We start from the raw sequence: 14,472 nt of genomic DNA, 5'->3' as shown, positions 1-14,472 counted from the left end.
TTATATCACCTGTCTTTTTATCATCTGATAGATCGCCGCTCCCAGCAGCACGATCGCCAGAACCGACACACCCCATGCATATGCGAAGGACAGCCAGTCGTGATCCCAGACATTGCAGCTGATGTCGTAGACCGCATTCGGATTCAACTGCTCGTACTGCGGCAGCAGATCGCTGTAATACTGGATAAGATACCACACAATCAACGGCACAGACAATACAAACAGCACATCATGATACAGCAGGGAAAATAACGCCGCCGCCACCGCCAGCACTGCCGCCAGCCATCCGTACTGGATCCCGCAGAATAGATAATACACGATATAATTTCCATTTTTCAGAAACAGGCGGAACGCGCCATACTCCGACAATGTCTCGAAGGTTCCTTCCGTCAGGTCGATCCACGGGAAATTCATGCGCAGCACAAGTACGAACAAAAGCATCCCCATCATCATGGTAAATACAGCCGAAAGAGCGATCACGATCACCTTGGAGATCACATAGGACCGAAGACTCCCGCGTATCACCTGGAACCGGATATAAGCATGCTCGATATCCTCACAGAAGCAGTGTCCGAATGCAAATGTAGTGAAGATCAGGGTCAGCAAGAACGGCATACTGTATATCACATAGTAATAAGAATTCAAGACCGAGAGCTGCCATATCCTGGTCTCCAGCGACGCGATCCCCATGACCAGACAGACACCCAGAATCGATACTATGATCTTCCATGAGCAAAACGCACGCTTCATATCTATGGCGATATACCGCCTAAGTAATCCTCTCTTCATCAGAACAACTCCTCACCGCTGACCGCATCCACCATCAACTGGAATCTGCCCGTTGCCGTAAGCGTAGGCTCTTCCGTGATATCCATGATCCAGACACATTTTAATTCGTAATTCCCTTCACTGTCCTCCACCGGATAATAGCATAGTTCCATGCGGTCGATCGTATAAGTCGCATCTGTCAGGATCATGGAGTATTTCTTGATCACTACATCTGCCACGGCATCCAGACTGGCGAGCTTCTCGGTACTCTCCTTGGGATCGATCAGAAATGTTCTGCCAAGAGACAGATACTCAAGCCCATTTGCAGAGATCATTACCTGTACAGGAGCATTAAAGTCCGCATATTTCTTGATCATATCCGAATAAGGAGTGTGGACCTTTATACCGTTGTAAGTCTGCCAGATACAGAAATAATACCCCTCATCCTCCATCGTCCATTCCGGCTTATACTGAGAACGATCAATGTTCCCGTCCATATCCATCACATATTCCTGCGCCGCCAATGTCTGATAGTCCAAGGCATAGTGCTTAAAAAACGGATCCTCGCCTAGAGAAACCTCCATACGGTCAAACATCCCTTCGATCTCACTCCTTGCGGAGTCTGTGCTCATAAAGGATAATTGAGCTTCCGTAGAATAATGCCCCTCTCTTCCCTCCAGATCAAAGGAATGTCCGATATAATCCCGATAGAACGCCGTAGTATAATCTGCCCCAAAGCTATATACGCTTAAAGATTGTATTTCCGGCCCGGTAAGATACCGTACTTTAAGCACCTCCCCATCGTCTCCTGGATATTCCTTGACCTCGTCTTTGTCAATTGAGATATTTTTGTATATCTCGTCTATAACCTTCTCTTCATTGATAAGTTGCAGGCTAATTTTCGGAATCTTAACTGAACCTTTCCTGATTTCATCGGGGCATATGATATCCGCTTTGAAATATACATTCTCTTCGGTTCTTTCATAGGTTTCCGGTATCTGGATAGATACCGTCTCCACAGATTCCGAAGTCTCACCTGTTTGTTTCCAGTTATCTGATCCGATTGTCTTATGGGATGGGTCCTCTGTTGTTTCCTGCGGCTTTCCACAAGCGCTACACAGACATATAGTCATAAAAACAGTAAAATATAATTTAATTCTTTTCATTTGAAATTCCTCTTTGATTATGGTGTATACCTACTTAAGATACCAGATATTGAGAATATTTTCCACATTTTAGAATAACTTGTCTCTTTTATTGCCTAATCGGGATGAATATCGTCAGCGAAAACAGTTTATCCTCTATTTTATAGCTATACTTCCCGTCATATTTCTTCAAAGAAAGTATGTGAATGCTTCCTGTTCGCGGCATCTATTTCCGCAATATCCTTATATTTTTATCCAATATGCTTATTGCTTTTCATCCTTTTATGCAATATGATAATAATCAGAATATGTCTCAACAAATTTTTGAGAAATCAAAAGGAGGAACTAACTATGGCAAATATCTTAATCACCGGAGGAGCTGGCTACATCGGCAGCCACACAGCTTTGGAGCTTCTGAACCAGGGATACCAGGTGACCGTGTATGACAACCTTTCCAATTCTTCCAGAGAATCTCTGAAGAGAGTGGAAGAGCTTACCGGGAAGACGATCGCATTCTACGAAGGCGATGTCCGCGACGAGGCCTCACTTAAGGATTTATTCCAGAAGGTATCTATCGACGCCGTTATCCACTGTGCTGCGCTTAAGGCTGTTGGGGAGTCTGTGCAGAAGCCATTGGAATACTACCAGAATAACATTACCGGAACACTGACTCTCATGGATGTGATGCGTAATGCGAATGTGAAAAAGATCGTATTCAGTTCTTCTGCCACCGTATACGGAAGCCCTGAGGTGATGCCGATCACCGAAGACTGCCAGAAGGGACAGTGTACCAATCCATATGGCTGGACCAAGTCTATGATGGAACAGATCATGACCGACCTGCAGAAGTCCGATCCGGAATGGAGCGTGATCCTGCTCCGTTACTTCAACCCGGTAGGCGCGCATGAGAGCGGACGCATCGGAGAGGATCCTAAGGGTATCCCGAACAATCTGATGCCGTATATATCCCAGGTTGCAGTCGGCAAACTTGCCAAATTAGGCGTATTCGGTGATGATTACGACACGCCGGACGGAACCGGAGTACGTGATTATATCCATGTTGTTGACCTTGCGGTCGGCCATGTGAAGGCAATCGACTATATCATGACCAACCCTGGCCTTGACGTGATCAATCTTGGGACAGGCGTAGGCTACTCTGTTCTTGATATGGTTAAGGCATTCGGCAAAGCATGCGGCAAGGAGATCCCTTACGAGATCAAGCCAAGAAGAGCCGGCGATATCGCAATGTGTTACGCAGACCCGGCTAAGGCCGCTAAGGTTCTCGGCTGGAAGGCAGAACGCGGATTGGATGAGATGTGCGCAGATACCTGGAGATGGCAGTCACAGAATCCGAATGGATATTGCTAAACACAATTTGGGACGTAGTAAAATTCAATTTTACTACGTCCCAAATTGTGTACTTTATTAAGTTATCCTTCTTCAAACAGATCATCTCTCGTAATATTATTCAGCCACTTCATACTCCGGTAATGCTTAAGCACCCAGGGCCATTTGGCGAATTCATCCGTGCACAGCAAGAAATACACCCACAGAACCGGAAGCCTGAACACGAATGCCGCCAGGAATCCAAGAGGTACCGCATAACACCACATATCAATCACATCACAGATGAATCCGAACCGGCTGTCGCCTCCCGCGCGGAAGACGCCCGCGATCAGCGTCGTATTCACGGCCGCTCCCATAACATAATATGTATTGATCAGCATCATATATTTCAGATAATGCATCGCCTGATCGGTCAGAGACGCATACCGCATTACGACCGGCATAGCCGCAAGGACAATAAGCCCTCCAATCGCTCCGGTGATCACTGTCATCTTCATCACCTTCTTCGCGCCCTCCTTGGCCTCCTCAAGCTTATTCATACCGATAATATTTCCTAACAGGATGCCTCCTGCACTCGCTGTTCCGAAGCATAGGATCGTCCCGAAATTCCGCACCACGATAACGAAGGAATTCGCCGCCACCGCGTCGGTCCCCAGATGTCCGATGATCACCGAGTACATGGAGAAAGCAACGCTCCATGCGATATCATTGCCAAGCGCCGGCAGAGATAACCTTACGAAATCCGAGAACAGCTTCTTATTCCTCATGAACAGGTACCGGAAATCAAGCTTGATATCCTTACTCATAAACGATACCGCGAAGCACGCCGCAAGCTCGATCAGCCTGGATGTTGACGTCGCGATCGCCACGCCCATGGCGCCAAGCTTCGGCGCGCCGAACAGACCGAAGATGAATACCGCGTTCAGCAAGATATTCAGCGAGAATGCCAGCATATTCATCGCCGTACTGATCACAACCCTGCCGATACTGCGAAGAACCGCAAGATAGACCTCCGTGATTCCCCAGCACAGGTAACTGACGCTCATGAATCTTAAGTAGGACGCGCCTATGGTGATCAGCTCTCTGTCATTGGTAAATATATGCATCATCTGTTCCGGCGCAAATAAGGCAGCGCACGCAAATAGCAGCGCGATCAGCAGGGAGAACCGCATCGCGATTCCTTCTATCAACTGGATCGCTTTCATATCTCCCTTGCCGAAATACTGCGCGCTCAGCATAGTAGCCCCTGTGCCCAGACCGTAGAATACCATAAAAAGGATATTGGCATACTGGGACGCAAGAGATACCGCCGATATGGAAGACTGGCCGACATAATTCAGCATGATAACATCGGCAGAACTGACCGCCGCACTCAGCAGGTTTTGAATCACGATCGGCAGCACCAGCTTGAATATCTGCCTGTAAAATGTGTCTTTATTTGTCATACTATTCGTCATATTATTTTCATCCTTCATGTATATTGATCATAACAGGTTTGCACCTGCCGATTGCACATTCTAATGCCCGCACAAATTCACTCAGGCCGCGCCTGTCCTCTTCATCGAATCTTGCAAGAACCGGGCTGTCTATATCCAGCACCCCGATGATCTCTGCATCCCGGTGTATCGGGATGACAATCTCCGAATTCGACGCGCTGTCACAGGCGATATGTCCCGGGAATTCATGCACATTCTCAACCAGCATGATCTCGTCCCGTTCAACTGCCGTTCCGCAGACACCGCTTCCAACCTGGATCTCTACACAGGCTGGCTTCCCCTGGAATGGTCCCAGCACCAGCTTACCGCCCTGCATCAGATAGAACCCCGCCCAGTTGATATCCGTCAACGCCTGATATAGCAGGGCAGATGCATTGGCAAGATTGGCAAGCATATACGGAACCCCGTCTGTCAGCCCTTGAAGCTGTGTTCTAAGCAGGCGGTAGAGGGATCTCTTTTCTGCGGGATATGTGATATTGGTTGTATTCATAGGATCTAAAACTCCTTTGTGATATCGGTCACGCCATACTGCTCCTTGAAGGCCTGCAAGTCCTTCTCATTACGGATCAGCATGATATCTGTAAATTTCCCCGTCTGCAGGTCACGGAAGCCAGCCACCTGTTCTCCGGTGCATATACTACAGCGCAGGATTGGTTTCTGTGTGGATGGGTCGTAAGGCGTTGCCGCGGCAGCGGGTGTGGATTTCTTAAATAGATGGAACATAGGTTACCTCTCATTTTAAACAGCTATTTCATATCTCTCTTTTAAATTATTCAACATACTGTATTTGATCATTCCCTCACGCTGCATTCTTCCAACAACGATCCCTGGAGCGATCTCTTGTTCCTTGGCAAAACTAAGCACTCTTTTCTCTGAATAATCTCTTTCCATTCGGAAAATCTCGAACTTCTTTTCCTCAATCAATGTATCTCCTGACCATGCATCTGCAGCCTTTTCATCTTCATCAGATGTTCCATTCACCTGCCCCACATGTCCAAGAATAATATGCGCCAGTTCATGGAATAGACTAAACCAAAATTTATCAGCATCTTTACCTCTTGCAGTTAACCCTACCACAATTTTATTTCCATCAAGAAATGTTGCCCCTTGTAAAAAAGAGCCCTTCAGATGAGGAAGGAAAACTAAGGCAATTCCACAATCAGCAAGATATTTCTTAATCTGAGGGCAAAATTCCTTTGGTTTTAATAACGTCATCTTACGAATATCAGTTATAGCTGTAATCAACCCCTTGATATTTATTGGTGATGTCTGCACAGTGCGCGCTTTAATTTTAGCTTCCTGTGCCCATGCCATTAAAGCCAGATCGCTCTTCTCCGTAATAGCCAATCTTCTACAGGCAATTCTCATTATCTGTTCATTGCCAAGCAGTGAAAGTTCCACCACTTCAAAGTATTTTCTAAGATATACGACCCTCTCCTTGGCAACCCTTGTCTCCGGAATCCATCCAAATTTTGACATCTCACTATATGGAAATTGTTTTGCTAATTCAACATCCGCATCCATAGCATTCTCAACCTCTGCCTTCACAATCTTTTCCCTGTATATAGCTTCCAGATTGTTCCAAAACTTAGCAGGAATACCTAATACCATTTCTAATCTAACCGCAACATCTGATGTAAGCTGCACATCGCCATTGATGAGCTTACTAATATGCTTCTCAGACATATCCATCCTGGCTGCAAATTCTTTCTGACTCATACTTCTGTCATTTAATTGCTCTTTAATTGTCGCCCCAGGTGGCGTTGCAATAAAACTGCGACTCCTCACCATAGTGCTACCTCCTGATGCATCAGATCCATCGCATATTGCCCTTTCCTATTCTGCGATAAAGGATGACATCTGCCAATATGAAACTGTATCATCATTTCCACTGTATCTGCAGCAGTTATTTCATCTATACGCTGATGTATCTTAACGGCCATCTCTTTACCGTATGCTCTATCTGCAGCCTTGGCATCCGTACATATCTTTTCAACCTTCTTGCTTCTGTACGTGATATCCAACCCATCACCTCTTTCACAATTTACCTTTGAGGTTAATTCATAATAACACAAATCCTTCTCTTCGTCAATATTCCCTGCCGCTTGTCCTTTCCCCTCTCAACTCCCAATAAAACACATACTGCTGCATCACTCCTTCATACCCTTTATACCTCCGCCTTGGAAAACCTCTCTTATAGTGCTTCTCAAGCGCCTGCAAGATATGCGTATCCTTCGGAAATGCCTCCAGATGGTGCAGCCCAAACAGACAGATACAATCTGCCACCTTCTCGCCCACGCCGTATAATTTCAACAGTTCTGCCTTCGCATCCTGATACCGCATCCCCTGTATCTCCTCAAGTCTGACCATACCTTCCGCAATACTTCTTGCCGTCCGCACTACATACTTGCTCCGATACCCCAGATTACACTCCTTCAATTCATCCTCTGGAAGATATGCCAGCGCCTCCGGCACAGGAAATGTATAGTAACTCTCTCCCCGCGGATCCGGCCTCTCTTCGCCGTACCGTTCGCAGAGATTCTGTATACATCTGCGGATCCTTGCGATATTATTCTGCTGCGATATAAGAAATGATGCTGTCATCTCCCATAATTCCTGACGTAAGATACGGATTCCCGAACCGAACTCTACTGCGTTCATCAGATATTCGTCGTTTGGGTTGACGGATTCTATGTATCCTCTGTATTCACAGTCCAGATCAAAATACGCTTTCCAGAATTCCTCGAATTCTTCTTCATCACAGGCAAAGATGCAGTCTCTTCCATATTGTTCTATTTCCAGATATCTGCCTGCGGCAATCACACTGTAGGTATTCTCTTTCTTATGTGTCATCCGAAAGCATTGCCCGGAATCACAGATCTGCCTAATGTCGAAATTATCTATTGTTCTTCTGACCATTCGTCTCGTCCTTTTCCTGTCTACACAACCGCCTCCTAAGCGATCCGATAAATCAAATCTCCTCCAATAACCTGCTAATCTGCAATCTCCTGCGGCAGGAATTGCACATTCAGATCCACATTCCCCGTAATCCCGTCTACTCTCCCTTTCTCCGAATACTGCCAGAAGGAGAAATAATACGGCGTCTGCGGCACAGGCTCATAATCCGCATACCAGATCGGATAATCCGCCAATGCCTCCATATCGTATTCAAAAGCTTCCCAGAGCATATTGCTATAGATCATGGGCTGATAGCCCGCCTCTTTCATCTTCTCACAGAACAGAACCGTATTCTTCGTAAATTGCTCTCCCGTCACGTTGTCTGTGCGGGCCGCATCATCCCTGATCCTCTCCGGGTCAAATACAACCGGAAGCTCCAAACTGTGTCCCTGCAATTGTTCCAGCACAAGTCCGGCTTCCTGCAGCGCCTCATCCACGCTGACAGCCTGAGAGAACAGATAGACGCCCACCTCAACTCCGGCATTGTGCGCATTCACGATATTCTGCTGGAATTTGGCGTCCGCACACAGCGTACCCTGCTCTCCGTATCCTCTGTATCCGATACGCAGAAATGCGAAGTCATACCCCGCCGCCTTCACCCGGCCCCAGTCAATGTCACCCTGATGCTCCGATACGTCTATTCCCTTGCGAATAGTATACCGCTCGTCCCCTGCATACTGGATCCCCGCTTCTGTATTCGTAAGGCAGGACCAGTTGTAATCATGCTTCCTGATGGCAGGATCGATCTCTGTCTCATGCCATTCTCCCCACGCATCGACAAACTTAAGTATCTCCCCATCTGACACCTGGGCATCCCCCTGCCGGGCTTCTTCCCCGGTCTGATCCTCTGCCTGATCTCCCGGGAGTACCAATTCTTCCGCGTCCGTCTTCTCCTTACTTACCTCTGTCTCTTCCTGTCGCATTCTGCCACATCCTGTCAGGAAAATACAGCCCAATACCACCCCAAAAATCATGAAAATATCTATATATCTCTTCATTTTCCTTCCCATCCCCAATATCTATGAAAAAACTTAAGTTTTTTTTAAATATATCTTGCTTTTTGTTCCATACTATATTATACTAAGTGATGTAGAAAGAACACTTTCTACAACCCCTTATTAATTATTTATACTCCCCTCAAAAGACCGATGGCTCCCCCATCGGTCTTTTACTTTTTACCGTTACTTTCCAGCATCCGCAGTATCCGTCCAATATCAATCCGGGAGCACACACTTCTGCTTCATCGCCGTCTTCCGCCCAACAAGCGCAGCACAAATAGTATGATCAAGAAAGGAATGATGATCGGTGCAAGAAGCGAGAAGATACCTCCGACCACCGCAACCGCCAGCATGAGCACTCCTAGAATCCCCAGCGCAAGGATCAGCCTCTTACACCAGGACTGCCAGCCGTACACCCTGACACGGCCTCTCTCTTGCTGCTCCTGCCCGTAAGTCTGACGTCTAGGCTCGTAAGTATATTCTTCCTGAGCACTCCCGCCGCCTGCCGACTCAATGATCGTCCTGGCAATCGCCCACGGATCACCCAGTTCGTCGATCACGGATTCCTCCGATCTTCCCTGCCGAACCTCATCATTGATATAACTATCATAATAATTCACATTCTCCTGTATGATCGGACCGCTCAGATCATTCGCCAGAGCATGTCTCATCTTCTCCAAAAACTCATATTTTGTCATAGGTGTCCTCCACATCATTTTAAGAAACAAAAATCCTTGAACTTAGAATATCACATACTTGTGTGTATTCCAAGTCCAAGGTTCTTAAATTTTCCTAATGTTATACTTTCGGTTATACTTCAAAGATCAGATCCCCATAAGACGGCATCGGCCATGCTTCCTTATCAACGATCATCTCCAGCTTATCCACCGGCGCGCGGAGCGCTTCCATAGCAGGAACCACGTCAAAATGATAGAATCTTGCCTGATCCTCTCCCTCATTCATCGCCGCGGCCTCATCTGTGAGTTTCATAAGCTGCGTTAATGCCTGTTTCGTATCGGCAAGCAGACCGGATATCTCCGCAAGAAGCTCAGCCTGCACCGCAGCATCCGCACCCGCAGCCTTTACCGCGAGAACCGTATCGGCAAGCTCCTTCGTATACTTGATCACCGCCGGGATAAACTGCTTGCTTGCCATATCGATCATGGTCCGTGCCTCGATATTGATCGCCTTCGCGTAATTCTCATACTTGATCTCTGCACGGGACTGAAGTTCCGCCTTCGTAAATACTTTGAACTTCTCGAACATCGCAACCGCTTTGTCCGTTGTAAGGGCAGGGATCGCCTCAACCATAGAGCGGATATTCGGCAGACCGCGCCGCACAGCCTCCTCCACCCACTCGTCGGCATATCCATTTCCATTGAATACGATCCTGTAATGCTCGGTCGCATATCTCTTGATCAGATCATGCAGCGCTTTGTCGAAATCCTCCGCATTCTCCAGTACATCGCACGCCTCTGCAAACGCCTCTGCAACGATCGTATTCAATACCACATTCGGCCCGGCGATAGAGTCACGGGAACCGACCATACGGAACTCGAATTTATTGCCGGTAAATGCAAACGGTGATGTACGGTTCCTGTCCGTCGCGTCTTTCGCAAGATCCGGCAGCGTCCTGACGCCGGTCTCCAGCTTCCCGCCCTTCAGGCTGTGGGTCGCCTCGCCTGTGCTGATCAGCTGCTCTAATACATCCTCCAACTGCTCCCCTAAGAATACCGAAATGATTGCCGGAGGCGCTTCATTCGCTCCAAGCCTGTGATCATTGCCCGGATCCGCCGCAGACTCGCGCAGCAGATCTGCATGCTCATCCACTGCTTTCAGTATACAGGTAAGCACCAGAAGGAATTGAATATTCTCATGGGGAGTCTTGCCCGGATCAAGAAGATTCTTGCCGTCGTCCGTCGTAAGAGACCAGTTATTATGCTTACCGGAACCATTTACCCCGGCAAACGGCTTCTCATGGAGCAGACATTTCATCCCATGCCGGCAAGCTACCCTCTTCAAGGTCTGCATCACCAAATGATTATGGTCAACCGCCACATTCGCCTCCGCATAGATCGGCGCCAGCTCATGCTGTGCCGGCGCAACCTCGTTATGCTGCGTCTTCGCCGTCACTCCAACCTTCCACAGTTCTTCATTCACATCCTTCATGAATCCCGCGATTCTCTGCCGGATGGTTCCAAAGTAATGATCATCTAACTCCTGCCCCTTCGGCGGCATTGCCCCAAAGAGGGTACGTCCGGTATAGATCAGATCCTTTCTCTGCATGAACTTGGCTGCATCTACGAGGAAATATTCCTGTTCCGGCCCAACAGACGGCGTAACCTTCTTTGACGTTGTATTTCCAAACAGACGAATCAGTCTCAATGACTGTGCATTAACTGCTTCCATGGAACGCAGAAGCGGAGTTTTCTGGTCGAGGGCCTCCCCTGTGTAGGAACAGAATGCTGTAGGAATACAGAGCGTCGCTCCAGCCGCATCATGCCTTACGAATGCCGGAGACGTGCAGTCCCATGCCGTATATCCTCTTGCCTCAAACGTCGCCCGAAGTCCCCCTGACGGAAATGAAGACGCATCCGGCTCGCCTTTGATCAGTTCCTTACCGGAAAAGCTCATCAGCACCTTGCCGTTCTCCATCGGCGCAGAGATGAAGGAATCATGCTTCTCCGCCGTTACTCCGGTAAGAGGCTGGAACCAGTGTGTATAATGGGTCGCCCCTTTCTCGATCGCCCACTCCTTCATCTCGTGTGCGATCACATCGGCTGTAGTAAGGCTCAGTTCCTTGCCTTCTTCGATCGTCTTCTTCAGATCCTTATAAACCTTCTTGGGCAAACGTTCCTGCATAACCTTATCGTTGAATACATCTTCCCCAAATATCTCAGCTACATTTAAAAGTTCGCTCATATCTTCTATCTTCCTTTCTATGTAAGAAAAAAGGCACCCCGACCTTCGGTCGGAACGCCTTCGTTCTATCTACGCCTGTTAGTATACATCAATCCATCAGAAAAGGCAAGCAAAAATTTGCACTTTATTACGCTTTTCCTACTGATCCGAATAATTCCATCTTCTCTTTTACCTTATCGATAATTGCCTCATAGCCTGGCTTCAGTAATTTACGAGGATCGAAGCCCTTGCCTTCAAGGTCCTTGCCAGCCTCAATGTACTTACGTGTAGCATCTGCGAATACCAACTGGCACTCTGTATTAACATTGATCTTAGCAACGCCTAAGTCGATCGCTTTCTTGATCATATCGTCCGGAATACCTGTACCTCCGTGAAGAACTAACGGCATATCGCCTGTCAGCTTTTGGATCGCATCCAGAGTCTCGAAGCTTAAGCCTGCCCAGTTCTCAGGATACTTGCCATGGATATTGCCGATACCTGCTGCCAGCATGTCCACGCCAAGATCAGCGATCATCTTACACTCGTTCGGATCTGCACATTCGCCCTGTCCTACAACACCGTCTTCTTCTCCGCCGATCGCGCCTACTTCTGCCTCAAGAGACATTCCCTTCTCACGGCAGATCTCGATCAGCTCTTTGGTCTTAGCAACGTTCTCTTCGATTGGATACTTGGAGCCGTCAAACATGATAGATGTGAATCCAGCCTCGATACACTTCTTACATCCATCATAGGAACCGTGATCAAGATGTGTAGCAACCGGAACAGTGATTCCCATCTCGTCAACCATCGCTGCTACCATATCCTGTACGGTCTTGAATCCGGTCATGTACTTTCCTGCACCCTCGGATACACCTAAGATAACCGGTGACTTCGTCTCCTCGGCTGCTGTCAGGATAGCCTTCGTCCACTCAAGGTTGTTGATGTTGAACTGTCCTACTGCATAGTGGCCTGCTACTGCTTTTTCAAGCATCTCTTTTGCTGATACTAACATATGAATTCCTCCAATTCCTTCTGCCCTCGGATGCTGTGACATCTCATGGCATGTTATATTTTTCACTTTTTTTATTATATATCATAATTGGGGAAAAAACAATAAAAGAATTTGCACCTAGTAATCAATTTCCTGTCTATTTACAATTTTCAAGTAGTTTCTCTTCAAGTCACTGACTGATCCAAAGAATATCTGCTCCGATTTAGAGAATGTATGGTTATTTATCTTTAATTTTAGCAATTCGAATGTACATATCATATCTGCTACTTGAAACAGTCTATAATCCGACGGTTTTACTTTTCGGAATTCTACTCTTGGGAGAAATGCATTGAACAAAGTAGATAAAATTTTGTTTAATTCCACTTGCCCATTATCATAATATATCTTTACCAAATCAAATGACAGCAGAAAACTATAATGCTCTCTGATAAAAACCGATATTTGCTTCGAAAGTTTTCCTGTTGCCTCAACAATATCTTCAATATGCTTTTTCTCAATATAAAAGGACTTATATTTTACTTTGCTCTGCCTCATAAACGTAACCATCTTATTAAATATCTTTCTACGTTCCAAATAATCCATTGCCGAATATTCTTCTTCTTTTCTGATGATAGGTCCTGTATGTATACAGTGATTCTTTAATCCTAAAAGAGAGAGCTCTTTTTCCAAATATTCCATGGGTTCTTGAATGGACACATTCTGGTCATGAAACACCATTGTAACTATATACCACGGAGAATGATAATCATATTCACCAAAATCTCCAGATTCATCAATAAAAATCCCCAATTCCTTCATAAAATACCTTCTCTTTTTAAAATATTAAAAGAAAAAGGCGGGTATCATACCCGCCAATAATGGGGAACCTCCCCATCAGCTGATGGACCCGGGTCTTTCGACCAGCCCAAGCCGTAATGCATTACAGCCTTATTTTATGCATATCATATCACACCTATACACAATTTTCAAGTTCGAATTCACGATGTTACATCTTATTATCCGACAATATGATCTCCAGCTTATCCGCCTGTGTCGTCTTGATCAATTCTTCATTCGTAACAAAGTTAAGCAGCGCGTCGATCACCGCCGTCTCATTCAAATGTGCATAATCCTTATAATAGCTAAAAGGCTCTTCCTTTCCCGCCGACAACAGCACATAGTCCGCCAGGTCCGACACCGGAGACTGGGCAAACGCCGTGATGGCTATCATCTTAAGCCCCTTCGTCTTCCCAAGCTCCATCCCCTGAACTACCTGCTTGGAAGTGCCGGACTGAGAGATGGCGATCAGGATATCACCTTCATCCGCGAGGTTCACATGATTCAGAAAATATTCCGGCGCTACATTATAGGTACTCTTGATCCCAAGCCTCCCCAGGCGGAATCCCATATACTGAGCCAGCGGGCTTGTATTGCCTACCGCCATGATATGGGCCTGCTTACAGCCCTTAAGGAGCTCCACACATCCCCGCATCACCTCCAGATCCAGGCGCCTACCGATCGCAAGCATCGCTTTCGCGAATTCACCGAACATAGCCTCCACCATATCCTTACTGTCGATCAGATTCACGCTGTTATACTGCTGCTTCCCTAGATCCCTCGCAAGGGAGATTCGGAACTGGTAATAACCGGTGTAGCCTATATGATGGCACATGCGTACAACCGTCGCGTCACTGACCTTACTGTTCTTCGCCAGCTCAGACACATTGCATTCCACCGTCTTCTGCGGGTTCTGCAGGACAAAATTAGCCACCTTCTTCTCTGCGGAGAAGATATGGTCGTACTGCTCTCTTATGACCTCAAGCACTTCTCGCTCCAGAATATCATTCTTATTCAACTTGGACACCTCG

15 protein-coding genes are annotated in these 14,472 nt (G+C 46.9%); 1 reads left to right on the top strand and 14 read right to left on the bottom strand.

Annotation, left to right across the window (positions count from 1 at the left end):
- Both VSQ62_RS02760 and VSQ62_RS02755 read right to left on the bottom strand, forming a co-directional pair.
- Positions 1-789 (bottom strand): hypothetical protein, encoded by a 789-nt coding sequence (locus tag VSQ62_RS02760; protein WP_334633075.1) that lies wholly within the window; start codon positions 787-789, stop codon positions 1-3.
- Entirely contained in the window at positions 789-1,934 is a 1,146-nt protein-coding gene (locus VSQ62_RS02755) for a hypothetical protein (RefSeq protein ID WP_334633074.1), read from the bottom strand. The genes VSQ62_RS02760 and VSQ62_RS02755 overlap by 1 nt, the downstream gene beginning before the upstream one ends.
- Before the next feature lie 330 nt (positions 1,935-2,264).
- Between VSQ62_RS02755 and galE the strand changes: the two genes are divergently transcribed.
- Positions 2,265-3,281, top strand: coding sequence for a UDP-glucose 4-epimerase GalE (gene galE / locus VSQ62_RS02750; protein ID WP_334633073.1), 1,017 nt, complete (start codon positions 2,265-2,267; stop codon positions 3,279-3,281).
- Between the two features lie 62 nt (positions 3,282-3,343).
- On the opposite strand, the gene VSQ62_RS02745 is transcribed toward galE, so the two are convergent.
- The 12 genes from VSQ62_RS02745 to VSQ62_RS02690 all read right to left on the bottom strand — a co-directional run bounded on the left by VSQ62_RS02745 (position 3,344) and on the right by VSQ62_RS02690 (position 14,468).
- Positions 3,344-4,717 carry an MATE family efflux transporter gene (locus VSQ62_RS02745; protein WP_334633072.1) on the bottom strand — a complete coding sequence of 458 codons (1,374 nt, stop codon included), beginning with the start codon at positions 4,715-4,717 and terminating at the stop codon, positions 3,344-3,346.
- 7 nt (positions 4,718-4,724) lie between these two features.
- Positions 4,725-5,246 (bottom strand): free L-methionine (R)-S-oxide reductase MsrC, encoded by a 522-nt coding sequence (msrC, locus tag VSQ62_RS02740; RefSeq protein WP_334633071.1) that lies wholly within the window; start codon positions 5,244-5,246, stop codon positions 4,725-4,727.
- Between the two features lie 5 nt (positions 5,247-5,251).
- Entirely contained in the window at positions 5,252-5,479 is a 228-nt protein-coding gene (locus tag VSQ62_RS02735) for an aspartate dehydrogenase (RefSeq protein WP_334633070.1), read from the bottom strand.
- Positions 5,480-5,494: 15 nt separating this feature from the next.
- On the bottom strand, positions 5,495-6,547 hold the full coding sequence (locus tag VSQ62_RS02730; RefSeq protein WP_334633068.1) for a helix-turn-helix domain-containing protein: 1,053 nt from the start codon (positions 6,545-6,547) through the stop codon (positions 5,495-5,497).
- A complete protein-coding gene (locus VSQ62_RS02725) occupies positions 6,541-6,780 on the bottom strand; it encodes a plasmid maintenance system killer protein (protein WP_334633067.1) in 240 nt (79 codons plus the stop codon). The genes VSQ62_RS02730 and VSQ62_RS02725 overlap by 7 nt, the downstream gene beginning before the upstream one ends.
- A gap of 64 nt (positions 6,781-6,844) precedes the next feature.
- Positions 6,845-7,675, bottom strand: a complete 831-nt coding sequence (locus VSQ62_RS02720; protein WP_334633066.1) for a DNA-3-methyladenine glycosylase family protein — start codon at positions 7,673-7,675, stop codon at positions 6,845-6,847.
- Between the two features lie 74 nt (positions 7,676-7,749).
- On the bottom strand, positions 7,750-8,712 hold the full coding sequence (locus tag VSQ62_RS02715; RefSeq protein WP_334633064.1) for a glycoside hydrolase family 25 protein: 963 nt from the start codon (positions 8,710-8,712) through the stop codon (positions 7,750-7,752).
- Positions 8,713-8,954: 242 nt separating this feature from the next.
- Positions 8,955-9,410, bottom strand: coding sequence for a DUF1700 domain-containing protein (locus VSQ62_RS02710; protein WP_334633063.1), 456 nt, complete (start codon positions 9,408-9,410; stop codon positions 8,955-8,957).
- Between the two features lie 112 nt (positions 9,411-9,522).
- Positions 9,523-11,634, bottom strand: a complete 2,112-nt coding sequence (locus VSQ62_RS02705) for a glutamine synthetase III family protein (protein ID WP_334633061.1) — start codon at positions 11,632-11,634, stop codon at positions 9,523-9,525.
- Positions 11,635-11,761: 127 nt separating this feature from the next.
- Positions 11,762-12,625 carry a class II fructose-1,6-bisphosphate aldolase gene (gene fba, locus VSQ62_RS02700; protein WP_334633060.1) on the bottom strand — a complete coding sequence of 288 codons (864 nt, stop codon included), beginning with the start codon at positions 12,623-12,625 and terminating at the stop codon, positions 11,762-11,764.
- Between the two features lie 117 nt (positions 12,626-12,742).
- Positions 12,743-13,423, bottom strand: coding sequence for a DUF3800 domain-containing protein (locus VSQ62_RS02695; RefSeq protein WP_334633059.1), 681 nt, complete (start codon positions 13,421-13,423; stop codon positions 12,743-12,745).
- A 187-nt stretch (positions 13,424-13,610) separates the two neighbouring features.
- Positions 13,611-14,468 carry a MurR/RpiR family transcriptional regulator gene (locus tag VSQ62_RS02690; protein ID WP_334633058.1) on the bottom strand — a complete coding sequence of 286 codons (858 nt, stop codon included), beginning with the start codon at positions 14,466-14,468 and terminating at the stop codon, positions 13,611-13,613.
- Between the last annotated feature and the right edge of the window lie 4 nt (positions 14,469-14,472).

The sequence above is a fragment of the Sporofaciens sp. JLR.KK001 genome, from assembly GCF_036941055.1.
GTDB lineage: Bacteria > Bacillota > Clostridia > Lachnospirales > Lachnospiraceae > Sporofaciens.
This window is presented reverse-complemented; position numbering and strand designations above follow the sequence as displayed.